Origin of the sequence: Rhodococcus sp. HM1 (genome assembly GCF_023218075.1) — a bacterium.
In the GTDB taxonomy this organism is placed as follows: Bacteria; Actinomycetota; Actinomycetes; order Mycobacteriales; family Mycobacteriaceae; genus Rhodococcus.
On sequence record NZ_JALPTB010000010.1, the window covers coordinates 21,316 to 40,385 of the forward strand.

General features: G+C 66.8%; 17 protein-coding genes and 1 pseudogene. 6 read left to right on the plus strand and 12 right to left on the minus strand.

Annotated elements, in window-relative coordinates; translation table 11 throughout:
* Positions 1 to 3 precede the first annotated feature (3 nt).
* Complete coding sequence (locus M1M07_RS07885) at positions 4 to 450, minus strand: hypothetical protein (RefSeq protein ID WP_248673803.1); 447 nt, start codon at positions 448 to 450, stop codon at positions 4 to 6.
* Positions 447 to 1,901, minus strand: coding sequence for an APC family permease (locus tag M1M07_RS07890; protein WP_248673804.1), 1,455 nt, complete (start codon positions 1,899 to 1,901; stop codon positions 447 to 449). The genes M1M07_RS07885 and M1M07_RS07890 overlap by 4 nt, the downstream gene beginning before the upstream one ends.
* A 554-nt stretch (positions 1,902 to 2,455) precedes the next feature.
* Between M1M07_RS07890 and M1M07_RS07895 the strand changes: the two genes are divergently transcribed.
* Entirely contained in the window at positions 2,456 to 3,796 is a 1,341-nt protein-coding gene (locus M1M07_RS07895; RefSeq protein ID WP_248673805.1) for an APC family permease, read from the plus strand.
* 1,142 nt (positions 3,797 to 4,938) lie between these two features.
* On the opposite strand, the gene M1M07_RS07900 is transcribed toward M1M07_RS07895, so the two are convergent.
* Positions 4,939 to 5,226 (minus strand): anthrone oxygenase family protein, encoded by a 288-nt coding sequence (locus tag M1M07_RS07900; RefSeq protein WP_248673806.1) that lies wholly within the window; start codon positions 5,224 to 5,226, stop codon positions 4,939 to 4,941.
* A gap of 447 nt (positions 5,227 to 5,673) precedes the next feature.
* On the opposite strand from M1M07_RS07900, the pseudogene M1M07_RS07905 reads away from it, so the two are divergent.
* Both M1M07_RS07905 and M1M07_RS07910 read left to right on the plus strand, forming a co-directional pair.
* Positions 5,674 to 6,069, plus strand: a pseudogene (locus M1M07_RS07905) (DUF1016 N-terminal domain-containing protein); the annotation flags it as partial.
* A gap of 64 nt (positions 6,070 to 6,133) precedes the next feature.
* Entirely contained in the window at positions 6,134 to 6,724 is a 591-nt protein-coding gene (locus tag M1M07_RS07910; RefSeq protein WP_248673849.1) for a PDDEXK nuclease domain-containing protein, read from the plus strand.
* A 9-nt stretch (positions 6,725 to 6,733) separates the two neighbouring features.
* Here M1M07_RS07910 and M1M07_RS07915 read toward each other — a convergent pair whose 3' ends face one another.
* The 6 genes from M1M07_RS07915 to M1M07_RS07940 form a co-directional block, all read right to left on the minus strand.
* A complete protein-coding gene (locus M1M07_RS07915; protein ID WP_248673807.1) occupies positions 6,734 to 6,880 on the minus strand; it encodes a hypothetical protein in 147 nt (48 codons plus the stop codon).
* Between the two features lie 79 nt (positions 6,881 to 6,959).
* The gene (locus tag M1M07_RS07920) at positions 6,960 to 7,172 is read right to left on the minus strand and encodes a molybdopterin-binding protein (protein ID WP_197251608.1); all 213 of its coding nucleotides are present in this window, start codon (positions 7,170 to 7,172) and stop codon (positions 6,960 to 6,962) included.
* Between the two features lie 210 nt (positions 7,173 to 7,382).
* Positions 7,383 to 7,709, minus strand: a complete 327-nt coding sequence (locus M1M07_RS07925) for a hypothetical protein (RefSeq protein ID WP_248673808.1) — start codon at positions 7,707 to 7,709, stop codon at positions 7,383 to 7,385.
* A gap of 392 nt (positions 7,710 to 8,101) precedes the next feature.
* Positions 8,102 to 9,391: a TerD family protein gene (locus M1M07_RS07930; RefSeq protein ID WP_248673809.1), complete on the minus strand. Its 1,290-nt coding sequence runs from the start codon at positions 9,389 to 9,391 to the stop codon at positions 8,102 to 8,104.
* A 189-nt stretch (positions 9,392 to 9,580) separates the two neighbouring features.
* Positions 9,581 to 10,198, minus strand: coding sequence for a hypothetical protein (locus M1M07_RS07935; protein WP_248673810.1), 618 nt, complete (start codon positions 10,196 to 10,198; stop codon positions 9,581 to 9,583).
* 75 nt (positions 10,199 to 10,273) lie between these two features.
* Positions 10,274 to 10,720 (minus strand): DUF1772 domain-containing protein, encoded by a 447-nt coding sequence (locus M1M07_RS07940; RefSeq protein ID WP_248673811.1) that lies wholly within the window; start codon positions 10,718 to 10,720, stop codon positions 10,274 to 10,276.
* 88 nt (positions 10,721 to 10,808) lie between these two features.
* On the opposite strand from M1M07_RS07940, the gene M1M07_RS07945 reads away from it, so the two are divergent.
* Both M1M07_RS07945 and M1M07_RS07950 read left to right on the plus strand, forming a co-directional pair.
* Positions 10,809 to 11,372, plus strand: coding sequence for a TetR/AcrR family transcriptional regulator (locus M1M07_RS07945; protein ID WP_197251603.1), 564 nt, complete (start codon positions 10,809 to 10,811; stop codon positions 11,370 to 11,372).
* 53 nt (positions 11,373 to 11,425) lie between these two features.
* Positions 11,426 to 12,274: an ABC transporter permease gene (locus tag M1M07_RS07950; protein ID WP_248673812.1), complete on the plus strand. Its 849-nt coding sequence runs from the start codon at positions 11,426 to 11,428 to the stop codon at positions 12,272 to 12,274.
* 18 nt (positions 12,275 to 12,292) lie between these two features.
* Here M1M07_RS07950 and M1M07_RS07955 read toward each other — a convergent pair whose 3' ends face one another.
* Both M1M07_RS07955 and M1M07_RS07960 read right to left on the minus strand, forming a co-directional pair.
* Complete coding sequence (locus M1M07_RS07955; protein ID WP_197251601.1) at positions 12,293 to 13,804, minus strand: glycosyltransferase family 39 protein; 1,512 nt, start codon at positions 13,802 to 13,804, stop codon at positions 12,293 to 12,295.
* A gap of 3 nt (positions 13,805 to 13,807) precedes the next feature.
* A complete protein-coding gene (locus M1M07_RS07960) occupies positions 13,808 to 15,709 on the minus strand; it encodes a glycosyltransferase (RefSeq protein WP_248673813.1) in 1,902 nt (633 codons plus the stop codon).
* A gap of 194 nt (positions 15,710 to 15,903) precedes the next feature.
* Between M1M07_RS07960 and M1M07_RS07965 the strand changes: the two genes are divergently transcribed.
* Complete coding sequence (locus M1M07_RS07965; RefSeq protein ID WP_248673814.1) at positions 15,904 to 18,141, plus strand: hypothetical protein; 2,238 nt, start codon at positions 15,904 to 15,906, stop codon at positions 18,139 to 18,141.
* Between the two features lie 6 nt (positions 18,142 to 18,147).
* Here M1M07_RS07965 and M1M07_RS07970 read toward each other — a convergent pair whose 3' ends face one another.
* The gene (locus tag M1M07_RS07970; protein ID WP_197251598.1) at positions 18,148 to 18,987 is read right to left on the minus strand and encodes a glycosyltransferase family 2 protein; all 840 of its coding nucleotides are present in this window, start codon (positions 18,985 to 18,987) and stop codon (positions 18,148 to 18,150) included.
* Between the last annotated feature and the right edge of the window lie 83 nt (positions 18,988 to 19,070).

The following is a 19,070-nucleotide window of genomic DNA, read 5'->3' on the forward strand; positions in this document are numbered from 1 at the left end:
CGGTTACTCCCCTGCCACATCGCTGGTCTCGAGGTCGTCCACGAACTGCTGGAACTCGGGTAGTTTTTCGGGGCAGTAGATCTCGATGATCAGCAGTTCTCCTTGAACGACCCGATCGTCCACGATGACCGGTCGGGTGCCCGGTCCGCCTGCTCCGTTGACCATCTGGGACAGCAAGGTGGCGCGGGTCAACGGAGCATCGGGATTGGCGCAGACGGCCCCGCCGTCTTCGCCGAGCACCCTGACGATCTGGTCGCGCGAGGGGGTGCGGGCGCCGGCCTGGTCCAGGGCGGCGATGAGCTGGTCGGCCTTGGCCTCGGCTTCTCGGCTCGACGAGACATAGGGAAACAGGAGCAGGGCAATGACGGTGAGGATGACGATGACAAATGCGACGACCCCGTAGATGATCATGCGGTCACGGCGATTCCATGTTTCCTCCGCGGTGGTCATGACGAGCTCTCCTCGGGTTGTTTCCACGAAGGCTTGCGGGATTTGTAGAACAGGTAGGGCACCAGCAGGCCGAGACCGAGCGCGCCGGCGGCGACGATCAGGAAGTAGACCCCGGCGTTGCCGGAACTGAACTGCGAGGGCGGGATGAAGCCGATGAGCAGAGCAGCGAGCGAGGCGGCGAAGCCGACGCCGCAGAGCCCGACGAGCATCGGAGCCCGGTAGCCGCGGGGGTGGTCGGGAAACTTGCGGCGCAGCCGGACCGCGGCGACGAACATCAGCAGGTACATGATCAGATACACCTGGGTGGTGATCACCGAGAAGATCCAGTAGGTGCTCGACACGTCCGGGATGAACGCGTACAAGAGGGCGATCACCGTGGTGACCAGACCTTGCGTGACGAGGATGTTCTGTTGCACTCCGTGCTTGTTCACCCGCTGCAGGAACGGCGGCAGGTAGCCTTCCTGCCGAGAGATCAGCAGCAGGCCCTTCGAGGGGCCCGCCAACCACGTCAGCATGCCGCCGAGAGAGGCGGCCACCAGCATGATTCCGATCACCGGGGTCAGCCATTGCCAGCCGAATTGTGCGAACACGGCGTCGAATGCCTGCATCACACCGGCAGTCAGGGACAGCTGTTCGGCGGGCACCACCCAGCTGATGGCCAGTGCGGGCAGGATGAAGATCAACAGCACCAGCCCCATCGCGAAGAACATCGCCTTCGGAAATTCCTTGGCGGGATTGCGCAACGAGGAGACGTGAACGGCGTTCATCTCCATCCCGGAGTAGGACAGGAAGTTGTTGACGATCAACACCAGGCTGGCCAGTCCGGCCCAGGCCGGCAGCAGATGATCGGCCGTCATCGGAGCAGCCGAGGGGTTCCCCTGCCCGAGGAAGACGGCGCCCAGGATCACCAGCAGCACCCCCGGGATCAGGGTGCCGATGATCAGTCCGCCGCTGGCCAGGCCCGCAACGCCCTTGGTGCCGCGGGAGGAGATGTAGACCCCGGACCAGTAGCAGATCATGATGACCAGGGCGGTCCACACGCCGCTACTGGCCAAAGCCGGATTGATGACGTACGCGAGGGTGCTGGCCACGTATCCGAGCAGACTCGGGTAATAGAAGATCGTCATCGCGAACTGGCACCACACCGCCAGAAAGCCCATCGGCTTGGAGATCCCGAGAGCGACCCAGTTGTAGACTCCGCCCTCCCATCCGGACGCCAATTCGGCCGATACCAGCGATGTCGGGAGCAGGAACACGATCGCGGGCACCACGTACAAGAAGACGCAGGCGAGACCGTAGACGGCCATCGTCGGCGACGGCCGCAGACTGGCAACGGAACTGGTGGTCATCAACGCCAGAGCCAGCCACGAGATCCAGGACCCGGCCGGAACGCGGGTCCGTGCCTTCGACTCGGTGGGCGGCCGGTCGGCCGGGATGTCCGGGGCACTCATGAGATCCACCTGTGGGAGATCCGGTGCCGGGCGCTGTGAGCCCCGAGGTTGCATGTCATCCCAGTGCCTTCCTCGTCACGGCGCGATCGAGCGCCCCTGTGGTGGACCTGCGGTGTCGGTGTAGGTGCTCTGTTCCTCGGCGCCATCGGACCATTCGACGAGCGAGACCGCAGCCGCACCGTTCACGGCATCGGCATCGCCGCTTGAGTTCCGCGATATGGATTTCATCGACCACGGTCGTCCTCCCCAGGCCGCTCATCGCCGCATTTCCCGTATGCCCGCAACTACCGAATCTTGCGCCTGCTCAGCCGGACACCGCAGCGAATTCGGGTAAATACGACCGCTGCCGGCTTCGGGACGAATGAGCGTTTCATCTCGCGGATCCGAAGATTCGGTGTCGGTGATCGACAGTCTCGCCGAACGGATCCGCCGGGATCGTGCATCGAGCACGACCCATCCCCGGAAGCGCCAGGGTGAGCACGGTCGACACCATGCAGATCTTTCGGTGGCCAAACCCGATTCCGACGGTCCTGCCGTGGGGAACTATGGACGGCATGGACGAGAAGGCTTCTCAGGTGCCCGGCGGCGGCGACGGGGAGGCCGGCGCAGGGAGAGACGATTCGGTGGCGGTGCGGTCGATGACCGTGCGCGGTGCCGCCTTCCTGGGGGTCGGCTCGATGGTCGGGGCGGGGATTTTCGCGCTCCTCGGCGAGGCCGGGGCGGTGGCCGGGTCGGCTGTGTGGGTGTCGTTCCTGCTGGCGGGAATTGTGGCCACCTTGCAGGGCTATGCGGTAGCCAAGCTCGGTGCGCGATATCCGTCCTCCGGTGGCATCGTGACTTTCCTGCTGCAGGCGTACGGTCGAGGCCACACCACCGCCATTGCCTCCTGGCTTCTCTACTTCGCCGCTCTCATCGTGACCGCGATGGTCGCCGTCTCGTTCGGCAGCTATGGTGCCGCATTGTTTTTCGACGACTCCGTCGTGTGGGGCAAGGTCCTCACCGCCGCAGTGATCGTGCTCGTGGTCGCGGTCAACATCGCCGGCGCAACCTTCATCGATCGAGTCCAGACCACGATCGTGGTGCTGCTGCTGGCCGTCTTCGCGGTCTTCATCGTGGTTACCCTCGCGGACCTCGAACCAGCCCTGCTCGCCCCCTCCACCTATCCCCCGACGGTGGACATCGTGTCGAGTGTGGCACTGACGTTCTTCGCCTACCTCGGATTCACCGTCGTCAGCTTCACCGGCGGGGACCTTCCCGACCCGCACCGCAACCTGCCCCGCGCGATGTACCTGTCGCTGGGCATCACCGTGACCCTCTACATTCTGATTTCCGTCGGAGTCTTCGGGACGCTGCCGGTGGACGAGGTCATCGCGCATGGCGAGACCGCCCTTGCCGTGGCCGCCCAACCCGCTCTCGGCGACGCCGGCTTCGCGATCATGGCCCTCGCCGCACTGCTGGCGACCTCGTCGTCGGTCAACGCCAACCTCTTTGCGGCTGCCGGATCCACCAGAAAGTTGGCCGAATCCGGCATGTTCCCACCGGTATTCGGTCGTCGAGCATGGGTCGGTGGCACCCGAGGGCTGACCATCTCAGCCGCACTGATTCTGGTTCTGGCCCTGTCCGTCGATCTGAGCGCGATCGCCTCCCTCGGCAGTGTGGTAGCCCTCGCGATCTTCCTCGTCACGTCGATCGGCGCCTTCCGGCTCCGGCGGGAGATTGCAGCGGCAACCGGCATCCTCGTCACCGGAATCGCGTTGACCGTAATCGTGCTCGTCGTATTCGTGGTGCAGACCCTGCGGACCGCCCCGCAGACGTTTGCCGCAATGGTGGCGACGCTGGGATTGGCGATCGTGCTGGAGCTGATCTGGTCGCGGATACGGGCACACCGTAAGTGATCGCAGAGACCGGGTCGCCCCCGATCCCACGCGGTCGTGGTACTCCGGCGAGCTCGTGGGACTTCTCGTCTATGCGACAGCCATCGTCACTTCCATCGGAATCCCTGCAGGGCAGCAAGTTATTCGACCTTGCCTGCCGGGCAGTGGGTATCGGCATCGTCGTGTTCGCACCCCTGATCGTCGTCCTTCTCGCTCCATCGCGAGGACGGCGCCGGCATACAGCGCGGCACCCTTGGCGCGGAAGACCCACACATCGAGGCGACCGGATCCGCTGAAGCCACGGTGGGCGAGTGTCCACACGGCAGGAGCTTTCCGTGTCTCCGTCGTCCCGTCGGGGTGGTAGATCGTCGTCGATGTGAGTTGCTTGATGAAGTCGGAAGGGCGTGCCATCGCCCCAGCGTATTCGCGTTCCGACTGGGCCCCAGCCCGAACTCGACACTCGCAGGCCAGGAGTCGTCCAAACTTCGCGCACGAACGCGTGTTCGAGTTGACCGCCCCCACCTCGCGTGGGACCATCCCAAGATCATCTGAAAACAGTTCGACCCCGGCCGGTGCGGGAACACCGATCCGGGGTCTGGGCACACGACAGACAGGACTGTCATGCACCGTAGGCTGGATTCTATCCACGCGCCCGATCGAGGCGCGCATCGGCGAGCGACTCCGCTCGATCCCCTGTCGACGTCCTGACACTTCCGCTCTTCGACCCCGCCGGTCGAGGGGCCACAGGCGTTTCACTTACACGGTTGTGCACGAGGGCCGTTCCGGTAACCGAGGCATGACCGTGCCCGTCGCTACCCTCCCGTAGTCCGACGTCAGCGCATCGCCGCTGCGGGTCTCCGGCCACGGAGCCGAACCCGAAACCGACAGGGCACCAGTACCTTCAGCCTCCGCAGCTGGTGGCGGAGCACCCGATCGTACGGGTCGACACGAACGACCGGGTCCAGCCGAAGCCACACGTCACCACCCGACGTGGGGCCAGGAGTGCTGGCCGAGACGGTCTATCGGGGTATGGCGACCGGGCAGCGTTGGGGAAGGGGCCGAGCAGACTCAGCGACCCGTAGGGTCTCCGGTCGGTTCAATCCAGCCGCCCGCAGGGCGTCCGCGTCGATTCGTGTTTGCCCGTGCAGGAATCCCACGGAACCTCACGCGAGCGCGACCACCAGCAGAACGAACGCGCCGACGAGAACGCCGACCCGCGCGTAGTGGTAGCGATCCCACTTGCCGACCTGGTCCTGCCAGTCGTCCGGCGCTCCCCCACCCGCCCAGGCGGCGACACGATTGTTGATCGGCACGAGCAGCACAACGGACATCACCACGCTGAGCACCAGCAGCGCCGTCGCCACGATCACCAGCGATGCGCGCGGCTCGCCCCACACGAGGATCGACCACAGCACTCCGAGAGCGGTCGCGGCTGCGTACCAGGGCGGCATCACGCCACCCTCGGGGATTGCATCCAGTGAATGAAGGACGGCTGGTCGACTGGTAGTCGGCACTCCGGAATGCGCGCCGCGACCACAAGACCCTCGAGGACCTCACCGAGGTCTTCGACGAGATCGAACAGCCGCCGACACCCTGTTCGAGGGACCTGTTCGCCGTGCTGGACGGATTGTGACCACCCCGGTCGGCATGCCGGGATCTGCAAGCGCGACCGCACAATGTCTCTTCGGTGCGTGCACGCCATGCACGCACCGCACGCCCATCGCCTCGGACCCGGTACACGGTCCGCGCGGCAGCAGTCGGTATCTCCGAGCAGCCATGTCCGATCAGGACCGAAGTCCGTCCTGGCTCACGTGGGTCAAGTCCCTGGCCGCCATGGCGGTGTACCGGCTCGGGGATCCTCGAACGAACTGGTCGGAGGCGGGTGCAATGCTCGAGGCATGGCAGAGCTCGAACCCACGGGCTACGCCGCTACGCTCGAGGAACTCAAGCGCCGCGTACACCAGGCGCGGTATCAGGCGCAGCGGAAGGTGAACACCGAGCTGATAGGCCTCTACTGGCAGATCGGCCGCACGATCTTGGATCGCCAGCAGACCGAGCGTTGGGGAACCAAGGTGCTGTCCCGACTCGCCGCGGACCTACGCGCCGAGTTCCCCACCATGAAGGGCTTCTCGCGAGCGAACCTGTTCTACATGCGACGCTTCGCCGAGGCATGGCCCGACGAAGAAGCAATCATCCAACGACCCGTTGGACAATTGCCGTGGGGTCACATCGCCGAACTTCTCGACAAGCTCGACGACCAGGACCTGCGTGAGTGGTACGCCGCCCGGGACGTCGAGCACGGGTGGTCACGCTCGGTGCTCGCTCATCAGATCACCACCCGCCTCCACGACCGTCAGGGTGCTGCGCCCTCGAACTTCGGCTCCGTGCTCGAACAGCGGGACTCCGAGCTGGCGCAGCAGCTCACCAAGGATCCGTTCGCGCTGGAATTCCCTTGCGATCGGCGGCGACGCGAGCGAGCGGGAACTCGAGGAGCGTCTGGTCGCGCGGATCATCGACACGCTGCGCGAGTTGGGTCGGGGATTCGCATTCGTCGGTCGCCAGGTGCATTTCGACGTCGACGGGGACGACTTCTACGTCGACCTGCTGTTCTTCCACGTCGAGCAGTTGCGCTACGTGGTCATCGAGCTCAAGACAACGAAGTTCGACCCGCGTGATGCCGGGCAACTCGGCTTCTACGTTGCTCTGGTCGAGGATCGACTGCGGCTCCACGACATACACCAACCGACGGTGGGCATGCTCCTCGTGGCCGAGAAGAACGACACCGTCGTCCGGTACCGGTACCCTGTCGCTGTTTTCCCGATACGACCTGACGGCATCCGCCCAGGCCGCTCTCCCCGCCGAAGAGACCCTCACCCGCGTCGCCCTCGAAGTCACCGCCCACGACGGTCGCCACGGGACACGTGCCGGACACTGAGCCCCCGCCCGTAAGGATCCTGCCTACCGGCCGAGGCGTGTGAGGGATGTGCGCTGCGCCCGCAGATCACGGCCCACGGTGGAGCATCGGGCATACCCGATGAGGATTTCGGTCAGCAGTCCGTCGCAGTCGAACACGACCCCGGACGCTGCTTTCGGTGCGGACTTCACGGCCGCATTCAACCAGATCGGCTGTGGTTGCACCGGATTACAGGCACCCGGGGTGCGCCCGACCCGGTCGCCGGCGGGACTATTCGAACCCGAGCATGACCTCGGTGGACTTGACCAACACCGTCGCTGCGACTCCGGCCGCGAGACCGAGTTCGTCGACGGCCTCCTTGGTGATCGGGGCGGTCACGATCTGCTCACCGCCGTCGAGCTTGACCTTCACAGTTGCCATCACGGCGCCGACGGTGACCTCCGTGACCGTGCCGGTGAGCTGGTTGCGGGTGGACAAACGCATCGAAGGTGGACCTCAATGCCTCACCGGCACACAGAGCACGGTCGACGGGCGCGCCGACCCCACCGTCAAGGACGACGACCGGGTCGACAGAAGGCGGCCGGCACGCTGCACTGCACATGGCCGGATACCGCGGGACGCCAATCGGGCGCCGGGGTGTTGCGGGTGTGCTGTTTGAGGATCGTCAAACAGCACAGCTCAAATCAGGGTGGATCAGGTGGACAATCCAGCCGTTGCCGGAATGATGTAGGGAAGGTCGGCGAGGGTGAAGGTGGTCGTGATCCACCGGACCGGTAAGACCCAGCCTCTGTAGTCCTCACCGTCCTTCTCGTCGTGGATCTCATGGCGGTAGGGCCTGCTCAGCTCAAGGCTGCGGGACGGCAGTTCGTTCCCGTAGACGGTGAGAATTGCCTCGTCGGCTGGCTGGGCTTCGCTGGTTACTTCACCGACGCCGACGTAGCCGGTCTTCGGGATGCAGGTGAAGATGCGGGCGCGTGATGGCCTCGGCCTTCGGCCAATTCGTGCGCCGCATACCTGCACAGAGCACCTTGCCGACAACGAAGATCATGTCAAGGATGGTGGAGCCGGATCTGTATCCGATACGGCCTCCCAGAACGCGCGGTAGCGCGGCGCTTTATCGACGTCCCGAGGTCGATTCTTTCTTGGCTCGTTTCTCCCAGCACCCTCCCGCAGTCCGACGTCAGCGCATCGACGCTGCGGGTCTCCGGTCACGGAGCCGAACCCGAAACCGACAGGGCACCAGCATCTTCAGCCTCCGCAGCTGGTGGCGGAGCACCCGATCGCACGGGTCGGCACGAACGACCGGGTCCAGCCGAAGCCACACGTCACCACCCGACGTGGGGCCAGAAGTGCTGGCCGGTTCAAAGCAGCCGCCCGCAGGGCGTCCGAATCTATCGTGGGCACGCCCCCTGCTAACGGTCGAGACCGAGGCCGCCGTTGCGCTTCTTGCTCCGACCCGTGGGACCACCCTTCGGGCTCCGTACCCAGGTGCCCTTCGAATCGAGCCCGGGCATGCGCTCGCTTCCGATTCTGCTGTAACGGGTTTCGCCGTCGACGGTCAGCACACCGTCCTGCACGTCGATGTGCGCGACGGTCGCCCAGTAGGCGTTCTTCCCGTTCCCGACGTACACGAGAATCTCGTCGGCGTCCGGACCCGGCAGCCCGTCCTTGCCGGCCCGGCCGTATCGGATCGCGACGCGCGGCCGGCCGAACGTGTCGATCGCGCCGGTGCCGTTGTCGACGCTCTGATAGATGTTGACGAGCAGATCCCCGTTCTCGTTGGGGAGCACCCGAACCTGTTCGACGGCAGGCTTCTTGCCGCGCCCCGGACCCTTGCTGTCGCCGTAGTGATGGATGTACGGCCACGTTCCGAGATCGCCGCGGTGGCCGCGGTCGCCGCTGATCACGAGGTACTCGTTGGTGTGTTCGTTGCGGCAGTAGAAGTACACGTCGAGATCGCCTTCGCCGAACTTCTTCACGTTCCCGGATCGGTCGTAGATGGCTCCACGGCCGTCCCATTCGAGGCCGACGGTGAGCACCCAGTTCGGATCGCCCTGGGACTTACGCAGGTCGATCCGGGCGGTCTTGTACGCCGAATCCTTCGTAAGGGAGACCTGAACCTTCTCGAACGAGATCGGGCGCGCTGCCGGCTGAGGCGGGGCCGCAACAGCCGACACAGTTGCCGACTCAGATTGCGGCTGAGCAGATCCCGGTTCGTCGACGACGATCCCATGGTCGGTCGCGAACGCCGCCAGACCGTCCTGATAGCCCTGACCGACCGCGTCGAGACGCCATCCCGCGCCGCGACGATAGAACGCGACGACCTGCAGAACGGTCTCGGTGGTCAGGTCGGGCGGGGTGAACTCGATGGTCTGTCGAGCGCCCCGAATCTCCGCGCGGAGCCCGGGCACGTCACCGAATCGCCGCCCCTGCGCTTCGGTGCTCGCCGCGATGAGCACTCGGTGGATGTCGGCGGGGACAGCCGACAGGTCCACGGTCGCGGACGTGTCGGAGGTGAGCCGGACGCCGGGGGCCTTCGGGTTGTTGAAGAAGACGAAGTCCTCGTCCGATCGCACCCGTCCTTCGGCGGTGAGGAGTACGGCGGTGAGATCGACCGCGCCCACAGGACCACCGGTGACGAGCACGACCTCATATCCGAGATCGACAAGGTCGGTCTTCGACCCCTTGATCACTGCACTCATCCGCGATCTCCTGCTTCTGCCGTCATCCCATCCGCAGCGAAGTCGACTGCAGCACATACAACGTAACCTGCACCGTGGCTTCACGCTCCTACGGCGACTACCTCAGGCGGTAGCCCTTTCGACCGTTCGAGCCTCGCCCTTCAGATCGAAATATATTGCACCCCAACATCACTCGTCGAGACGATGGGACTACGCAGGCACCTCGTCCCACGCCTCACGCAAATGATCGAGGACCGCCTGGGCAAACCACCGATTGTGGTAGCGGCCGTACGGCCCCTTCCCCTTGGCGACCAACCTGTCGGCGAGGCGCCTGACCAACTCTGCATCATCGATGAGTGTCACGAACTGTTCATTCGAGGCGTCGTCGAGCAGGTTGATCCTGATGACGACGGCGTCGCCCTCAGCCGATGCGAGCTGGGAGCGGTGGAATCGCAGATTCGGAAACTGCGAAGTCAATTCGTCGAACGTCTTTCCCGTCCGACTCTCGAGCGCCGAACGGGAGACATACACCGACACAGACCACACGTCGATATCCCGGTCCTCGATGAATGGGTTCTCGACGTGGAGAACTTCCACCGGTCCGATATTGAGCGTGAACAACCGTCGCCCTCGATCGGTGGCCGGCAGACAACTCAGCGTCCATCGCTCGACTTCACCGGAGGCCGGATCGTCGAAGGCCAGGTCCAGATACAACGCGACGAGGTCGAGGCAGATGATCAGTACGTCCTCGTCGCTCGCGAGTTCGCGGAAGTTCTCCTCGGATGCCGAGGGATACCCGTTCTCGCTGTTGCCGTGACCGGTACTCACTCGGCGCTACCACCTTGTTCTGCTCGTAGAGACAGCAGAACTGTATAGACGTCGCTCTCGACCTCTCACGGAACGTCACGCGAGCGCGACCACCAGGAGGACGAACGCGCCGACGAGGACGGCGACCCGCGCGTAGTGGTAGCGATCCCACTGCCCGACCTGGTCCTGCCAGTCGTCCGGCGCTCCCCCGCCTGCCCACGCGGCCACGCGATTGTTGATCGGCACGAGCAGCACAACGGACATCACCACGCTGAGCACCAGCAGCGCCGTCGCCACGATCACCAGCGATGCGTGCGGCTCGCCCCACGCGAGGATCGACCACAACGCTCCGAGAACTGTGGAGGCGATGTACCAGAACGGCATGACGCGACCGAGCACGCGGGCGCCGTCACTGCGTGCAATGAGTGCGCCGTCGCCCGGGAGCCGCGCAAGCATCGGGTTCACGAACACCGCGACCGCGAACTCCACCCCCACCAGCAAACCGACGACGACAACCGTGACGACGGAAACCGTGTCCAACATGGGGACCTCCAGTACCTAGCAGTGCTAGTTCTTCTGTCGATGACAACACTAGCACTGATCCAAGAACTAGCAATGCTAGAATTCGACAATGCCGGTCAACGAACGCAGAGCCCGCGACAGAGCCGCCCGTCACCGCCTGATCATCTCGACCGCCCGCCGGCTCGCCGAGGACGAAGGCTGGGGCGCGGTCACCACCCGGCGGCTGGCCGAGCAGATCGAATACAGCCAGCCCGTGCTCTACAGCCACTTCCGCGGCAAGGACGAGATCGTGACAGCGGTCGCGCTGGACGGATTCACCCAGCTCGGAGCCGAACTCACCGAAGCCGTCCGCAAAGAGCCCGGGGCACGCACGCTGGCGACCACCTACCTCGCTTTCGCACAGGCCCACCCCGCCGTGTACGAGGCGATGTTCGAGCTCACCACCGATCTGCAGTTCGCCGACGCCGAAACTCCCGCACCGCTGCGCGACGCGTTCCAGGTCCTGCTCGACACTCTGCGACCTCTGTCCGGCGCGGTCGATCCGGAGCTGTTCACCGAGGTCTTCTGGGCCGCCCTGCACGGCCTCGTCGGCCTCACCCGCTCGGGCCGCATCCCCGCGCAGGACACATCCCGGCGCATCGACGTGCTCGTGGAACGCTTCGCCGGAGCATGAACGATGCCCTCGCCGGGGATGGCTCACCCGCGCGCCGAGTACCCTCGGTACCCGTGTCTGCCCCTTCCGTCCTCGACGATGCCCCGATCGAATCGTCCTCGCGCACATTCAAGCGTGCGTTCAAGGACCTTCGCGAAGGTTTCAACCATCGTGAGCTGTGGCTCCACCTCGGATGGCAGGACATCAAGCAGAGATACCGGCGGTCGGTACTCGGCCCGTTCTGGATCACGATCGCGACCGCGGTGTCCGCGGTCGCGATGGGTCTGCTCTACGGCACGCTGTTCAACCTCGACCTCGCCGAGTTCCTGCCGTACGTCACGCTGGGCTTCATCATCTGGAACCTGATCCAGGGATCCATCCTCGAGGGCGCGGACGTGTTCATGTCCAACGAGGGCCTGATCAAACAGCTGCCGACGCCGCTGAGCGTGCACGTGTATCGGCTGGTGTGGCGGCAGATGATCTTGTTCGCCCACAACATCGTCATCTACTTCGTCATCCTGATCATCTATCCGCAGCCGTTGAAGTGGACGGCGGTCTTCGCGATCCCCGCCCTCGCCCTGATCGCGATCAACGCGGTGTGGGTGTCGCTGGTGTTCGGCATCCTGGCGACCCGCTACCGCGACATCGCGCCGCTGCTCGGCAGCCTCGTGCAGCTGCTGTTCTTCATGACGCCGATCATCTGGACGGAGAAGACCCTCCAGGGCACCGGCAACGAGGGCCGCGCCCGGATCGCCGAGATCAACCCGCTGTACCACTTCCTCGACATCGTGCGCACGCCGCTGCTCGGCGGCGACCAGCAGCTCTACCACTGGCTGATCGTGCTGGGTGTGACCGTCGTCGGCTGGGCGTTGGCGCTGGTCGTACTGCGCAACTACCGCTCGCGCGTCGCCTACTGGGTCTGAGTGCACCCGCGGTGAACGTCACCGCACGAAACGGATCACCTGGCTGACGTCGAACTGCCGGCGGTCGTCGATCCGGAACCCGGCCTGCACGAGCCCGGCGTACTCCGGCGTCGACTCGAACCGGTGCGGCGGGAGCGTCCACCACTGGTTCGACGTGTGGTAGATCCGCTGCTCGGTCGTCCGCTCGGCGTCCGCGAAGAACCACACCACCTCGCACGTGGACAGCTGCCCCGCGACCGCCGGGAACGGCAGGTTCTCGTCCCACAGCCAGCCCTCCGCGGCGGCGGTCCGTCCCAGGCCCAGGTCACGGGTGCCCGCGAAGGTCTCCGGCCGGGCCGTGATCACCAGACGCTGCGACGCCGGATTCCACGCGGCGCCCCCGAACAGCACGCAGTCACCGGGCGCCAGCCGACCGGCGACGTCGTGATTGACCGTGCTGAAGTCCATGCCGCTCGGGTCGGACCACTGGCCGCGCTGCGCGACGAACGACGGCACGGACAGCAGCACCAGCGCACCGGTGACGGCGACACTCGCCCACGTCCGGACGGCCACGGCCGCGACGGCAGCGGCACCGATCAGCGCGACCGCCGGGGTCGTGAACGTCAGGTACCGGTCCAGGTAGACCGGGGACGCGACGAGCGAGTACGTCACGAGCATCGCCATCGGCACGACGATCCACGGCACGGCTACCACGAGAACACCGTGTCGCCGTACCCGCGTGCGTCGTAGTAGAGCCGCCACGAGCCCCACGACGATCAACACCGTGAACGCCACCGCGAACCAGGGGGCGCCCACGAACCACTGGTACTCCCAGGCGATCCGCGGCAGGTTCCGGTCGATCGGCGGAATCCACGTGGTCTGCCCGGCCTGGGCGAACGCCTCCGCCACGAGCGGGACGGCCACAGCCGAGCCCGCGACGACCGCCCCCAGCCACGCGAGCCCGCGACGCCGCAGGTCGCCCCGCAGCGCCAGGGTGATCAGGTGGGCCGGTACCAGCGCGATCGCGTACACGAACAGCACCACCGACAGCGCCAGCACGGCGGCGTAGAGCAGCCACCATCGGACCCGGCCGGACTCGCACCCTACGATGAGCAGCACGGTCAGCCACACGGCGGCGGCCGCGGACGGGGCGTAGCTGCGGGCCTCGACCGCAGCCCACGTCACGCGCGGGAGCACGAGGAAGACGACACCCGCGATCACGCCCAGCCGTCGGCCGCCGAGTTTCCGGCCCAGCACGACGACGCCGCCGGCCGCCGCGCCCACGGCCAGGACGCTCGGCACCCGTGCCGAGAACTCCGAGGCCCCGAACACGGCGAACCAGTACCGCATCGCCACGTAGTAGAGGCCGTGGACGACGTCGACGTTGCCGAGCACCCGGTCCAGGTCGACGCGGGAGCGCTGCGCCACCGACAGGGTGGCAAGCTCGTCGTACCAGAAGGAGGGCCGCCACGACCCCCACGCTGCGACGATCGAACCCAGCAGTGCGACGAGGACAGCGTCCCGCGCGCCCGCCGTGGTCCGATCGGCCATGGGCTACTGCCCGTACAGGCGGGCCCAGTTCTCGCGGCTGGTGAGCTGCGGCGCGGCTTCGCGATACCGCAGGGACACCGCAGGCGTCTCCTTCTTCAGCGCCTGCAGCGCGCTCATACCGCGCCGGAGCAGTTCGACGGCCCGCTTCTTGTCCCGCTTGCGCACGCGGACACCTTCCTGGGAGGCGTCGGTGACCACGGCGTGCGAGAACAGCGAGACGTGCCACCAGTGCGCGTCCGACGACGGGATCGCGACCGGATCGGCCGGAAGAGTGCCACGCCACTGGTTGAGGGCGCGCTTGGCCAGCACCGCCCATTCGAGGCTCTTGCGCGGGTGCGGTCCGGCCGGGGTGATGAACATGTCGGCCGCACGCAGGTCCGGCACGTTGTTCGCGTTGTGGCGGATGGTCTCCCCGTACTCCGCGCGCTCACGACGGATGGCGGCCGCGGCCTCCATGCCCCCGTCGCGCAGGAATTCCGGTCCTCGCAGGAAGTCCTCGATGGCCTTGATCAAGGTGAACGCCATGCCGTACTGCATGGAGACGAGGTAGCGGAACAGGTCGGTCCGCAGCTGCTTGGCCAGTGCCTTGCCGTCGAGTTCGGTGTGCAGCGCGGCGGTGATCATGGCGTTGCGGAGGTTGAAGTAGCGATGCCACTCGTCCCAGTCCTTCCACGCGAAATCCGCGTGCCACACCGCGGCGCCGGGCAGCGTGACGGTCGCGACACCGTTCGCCCGCGAGCGGTAGCCGTACTCGATGTCGTCCCACTGGAAGAACAACGGAAGCGGGTAGCCGACCTTCTCGACGACCTCCGACGGGATCAGGCACGACCACCAGCCGTTGTAACCGGCGTCGACGCGGATCTCCTGCTGCTTCTTGAGCGTGCTCTTGTCCGCGAACGCGTTCTGCACCTCGATACCGGCCTGGAGACGCTGCAGGTCCGCGACCTCGGCACCGACGTGGACCCGGTCGGGATGCAGCAGGTACAGCATCTGCGCGCCGACGATCGCGGGTTCGACGGTGCAGTTCGCGAACGTGTTGAGCCGGACCACCGCCTCCGGTTCGCACAGGACGTCGTCGTCCATGAACACGATGTTGGCCCCGGGATTGCGCGACGCCCCGGCGACCTCGTACAGGCCACGGGTGAATCCGCCGGCACCGCCCAGGTTGGGCTGCGTGATGTAGACGAGTCGGTCGCCGAGTTCGGAGGCGACGCGCCGGAACTCCGGCCGGGTCTCCACCCGGTCGTTGCCCTGATCGACCACGTGGATCGACTGCACGTCGGCCATCGCCGTCGGGTCGTTCGCCATGGCGGCCAGCGTCGCCGCGCAGTCGTCGGCGCGGTTGAAGGTGCAGATGACGACCGCGGCCTTGCGCAGGGACTTCGGTGTGGGAACCGTCCAGCGGGCGTTCTCGACGGTCAGCTCGCCGGAGCTCGTGGAGATCCGGGCGAAGAGGGCACCACCGTCGACGAACCGGTCGATCGGGGTGGACACCGTCACCGTGGTGGACGTGCCCTTCGACGACACGGGGGTGGTGGCGACGATCCGTCGCCGGCCCAGGGTGTCGGTGGCGACCAGTTCGATGCGGCCGTCGCCGTCGATCTCGGCTTCGAATGCGACCTCGGTGACCTCGGTCCAGCGCTGCCAGTAGCTGGCGGGGAACCTGCCGAAGTAGGTGTCCGTTTCGATACGGCTCCGGCGGCCGAGGCGCACGCGGGTCCGCTCGCGGTCCACGGTCCCCTTGACGGTGACGTACATGTCGTCGCTGACCAGCGGGGACGGCCCCGCAAACAGCGCTCGCTGAGCGGTCTGCCGGGCGGCAGGACGCTCGAGGACGGACGAACCGTCGGCCGCGTCGCCGACCCCTCCTGTCGGTTCGATCGCAGCGATTTCGGCTTTGTCCATTCCGTCCGAATACCTTTCAGAGCCTTGCTCTCAGAGCCTTGTCTTCCCCCAGGACACAACTTGTCCAAGGCTACCAACGTGCCTGGCAGCGGCAGACCGGACCGCGAATCGCCGCCCGCCGGGTCGGGCATTTCCCGAGAACCCCCGCGTTATTCTGAGCCTCTGGCCAGCCCCGTCCGACCCCTGGAGCACATGTGACGTCCGCCGTCGAGCTCACGACGCGACGGCAGCGGTGGCTCTGGGGCACCGTGGTGACGGCGATGGTGACGGTCACCTACCTGGTGATCCTGGCGGCCGACGATCGGTGGTTCTACACCGACGACACCGAATCGGGTGCGGTACCGAACTGGATCTTCCTCGGCCGGATCCTGCGGACCGGACAGTTCCCGAGTCTCGTGCCCGAACAGTGGATGGCCGGCAACTACCCGGTCGAGGGTCAGGGCGGGCTCTGGAATCCGCCGCAGCTGCTCGTCAACCTGATCTCACCGTCGGTCGACAACATGGTGCTGCTCGCGACGGGTGTGAAGTGGGCGTTCTCCGTCCTCCTGGCGCTCGGGGTGTACCGGATCTGCCTGGAGTACGGCGCCCGCGCGCCCTGGGCCGCGGTGGCCGGCGCCGCGGTTCCCTTCACCGGATTCGCGCTGTTCTTCGACCAGGCGACCTGGGTCACGGCCCTCACCGGCTCCGCCTGGGTGGCACAGGCGTGGGCGAGTTCGCTGCGCTACCTGCGCGGCCGCTCCGGTCCCCTGCCGGCATTCGTCTTCCTCTATCTCGCGATCAGCGTCGGCTACGTCTTTCCCGCCCTCGTCGCCGGGATCCTCACCGGCTGCCTCGTGATCGGCGAACGCATCCATCGGCGGTCGTGGCGGCCGTCGCTGAAACTGGCGATCGTCGCCGCCTGCGCCGCCGCGGGCGGACTGATCACCTATCTGCCCGGGGTTCTGTCCAGCTCCGTGACCTGGCGTTCCGACCAGGGCTTCCAGAACGACAACTTCCTCACGGCACCCTGGTCGGACACCCTCAACTCCGGCATTCCCTCGGCGTTGCCCGCCATCGAAGCCTGGTTCGGGGAAGTGCAGCCGTTCCCCGTCACCTACATCGCCTGGTTCGCCGTCCCGGCGCTCGCCTTCGTGGACTGGAAAGCCGTGCACCGCTCGGTGCGCAGCCTCGCGGGCGCGCTGATCTTCCTCGCCGCGATGCTGATCGCGACCGCGGGACCCAGCGTGATGGGGCCGTTGCGCTGGCCGGCGCGGCTGCTGCCGATGTTCGCCCTCGCGGCACTCGTCGTGGTGTGCGTGCTGGTCAGCCGCCACGGCACGCTCCGCAACCTCCCGGCCCGAGCGGGCGCGGCGGCCACGCTCGTGCTGGTGATGACGCTGCGCTCCGGGTCCTCGTCCCCGGAGTTCATGAATCGTCACGTGCTCTGGGCCGCCGCCGTCCTCCTCGTCGGGGCCCTCGTCCTGTGGACCGCGCGCCACGCCGGCGAGTGGGTGGTGACGACGATCTTGCTGCTCTCGGCCCTGCCGGTCGTGTACTTCCAGGTGGCGTCGACGACCCCGCACCCGCTCGCGTGGGATCTGCCGGCCCGGCAGTCGGTCGCGAAGGCGAACTTCCCGGACCGGCCGGGGACCACGCTGCAACTCGGCGACCGCACCCTGGTGCTGTCGTGGACGGCGAACCCGGAGGGCGTCTATCGGTCCCTCGTGTTCGGCAACTTCGCCAAGTCCCTCGACGAGACCTACGTCAACGCCTACACCCCCATCGGCTTCGAGGAATTCGCCTTCCACCTGTGCATGCGGCACGACGGATCGAGTTGCGCCGACGCGTTCGCCGCAGCCTTCGCCACCGAGCCGAGCACCGGCCGGACCTACGTGGACCTCATGCTCGTGGATCGGGTGGTGCTCCAGCGCCGGCAGTACCCGGACGCCGACTCGGAGCCGGCACCGCCCGGCTGGCGGTGGGTGCAGTCCCCGCCCGGGTCCGCGGATGCCGTCGACGCGGTGATCCTCGAGCGGATCGACGGGCCGATCAGCGGCCGGAACGGGCGCATCTCCTTCACCGAGGGAGTCACCGCGACCTCGGTGGTCGAGGACTACGCGACGAGCCGGGTCCGCGTCGATTCGGCAGACGGCGGTCGCGTCGTCTTCGCCCGCCTGAACTGGCCCGGCTACACGGTCACGCTGGACGGCCGGCCGCTGGAAGCGCGGTCGGTGGACGAGATGTTCCTGGCCGTGGACATTCCCGCCGGCACCGAGGCCGGGGACCTCGTCGTGAGGTGGACCCCGCCGGGACAGGGAATCGGATTCGTCGGACTGGGCCTGGGCATCGCCGGCGCCGCGGTCATGGAACTGCTGTACCTGCGGGACCGGCGGAAGACCCGGAAGGAACACGCGGAAGAAGCCCAGGCGCGGGTCGCGGCCGCTACCGGGTAGTGGCCGCTACAGGGGGGTGAGACGCGACCGGAACAGGGTGTAGAACACCCGCCGCTGCAGCGCGGAGAGTTCGGCGCGACGATTTCCTTGCCACACGTCGGCCGCCCGCAGCCCGCCGGGCAGCTGTTCGGCCACCCACCGGTGATAGGCCTTCGCCTGCCGGGCCTGCTCGGCGACGAGCGCCACGCTCCACTGACCGGCGCTGACCCGGAACCCGCCGACGACCTGCCGCAGCGCGTACAGATCGCCGTGGAACAGCACCTTCGAGTAGGAGGCCATGTCGATGAGGTACGGGAAGCGGCCGTCCCATCCGCCGGCCCGTTCGAGAACGTCGCGCCGCATCGTCACGCACATGGGCTCACCGAACACGTTGGTGCCGAGCCGCACCGTGCGCCGGATCGCCTCGGCACCCGGCACCAGGCCCGACAGTCCCTGGAGCCCGCGTCCGGCGATCATCTTCTCGCCGCGCGCGTCGAGAATGTCCCGCTGCGACGCCACCGCCACCGCCGACGGATGCGCATCCAGCGCCGCCACCTGGGCCGAGAGGGCACCCGGATAGAGCAGGTCGTCGCCGCACACCAGCTTGACGTACTCCCCCGTGGCCTCGGCGGTCACGCGCTGCCAATTCCGGGGAGCGCCGCCGCCCGCGGGGGTCGACAGCAGGGTCACGCGCGCGTCGTCCTCGTATTTGCGGAGCAGGTCGGCGGTGCCGTCGGGGGAACTGTGGTCGGCGATGATCAGCTCGAAATCCCCGAAGTCCTGGGCGAGCACGGACTCGACCGTGGCCTCGATGAACGGCGCGTTGTTGTAGGCCGGAATCACGACGGAGAGTTTCGGCCTCGTCACTGCTCATCCCGTTCTCTGTGGGGCCCGCGCGGGCAGGCCGGTGGACGGCGACACCGTACATCGGTACGGTTCGTGCCCGGAAA

What these genes read in the sequence shown, in the direction of transcription:
- M1M07_RS07890 (WP_248673804.1), bottom strand. Translation starts at nt 1,901, where the DNA reads ATGAGTGCCCCGGACATCCCGGCCGACCGGCCGCCCACCGAGTCGAAG.
- M1M07_RS07945 (WP_197251603.1), top strand. Translation starts at nt 10,809, where the DNA reads ATGCCGGTCAACGAACGCAGAGCCCGCGACAGAGCCGCCCGTCACCGC.
- M1M07_RS07885 (WP_248673803.1), bottom strand. Translation starts at nt 450, where the DNA reads ATGACCACCGCGGAGGAAACATGGAATCGCCGTGACCGCATGATCATC.
- M1M07_RS07920 (WP_197251608.1), bottom strand. Translation starts at nt 7,172, where the DNA reads ATGCGTTTGTCCACCCGCAACCAGCTCACCGGCACGGTCACGGAGGTC.
- M1M07_RS07930 (WP_248673809.1), bottom strand. Translation starts at nt 9,391, where the DNA reads ATGAGTGCAGTGATCAAGGGGTCGAAGACCGACCTTGTCGATCTCGGA.
- M1M07_RS07895 (WP_248673805.1), top strand. Translation starts at nt 2,456, where the DNA reads ATGGACGAGAAGGCTTCTCAGGTGCCCGGCGGCGGCGACGGGGAGGCC.
- M1M07_RS07960 (WP_248673813.1), bottom strand. Translation starts at nt 15,709, where the DNA reads ATGGACAAAGCCGAAATCGCTGCGATCGAACCGACAGGAGGGGTCGGC.
- M1M07_RS07940 (WP_248673811.1), bottom strand. Translation starts at nt 10,720, where the DNA reads ATGTTGGACACGGTTTCCGTCGTCACGGTTGTCGTCGTCGGTTTGCTG.
- M1M07_RS07955 (WP_197251601.1), bottom strand. Translation starts at nt 13,804, where the DNA reads ATGGCCGATCGGACCACGGCGGGCGCGCGGGACGCTGTCCTCGTCGCA.
- M1M07_RS07900 (WP_248673806.1), bottom strand. Translation starts at nt 5,226, where the DNA reads ATGCCGCCCTGGTACGCAGCCGCGACCGCTCTCGGAGTGCTGTGGTCG.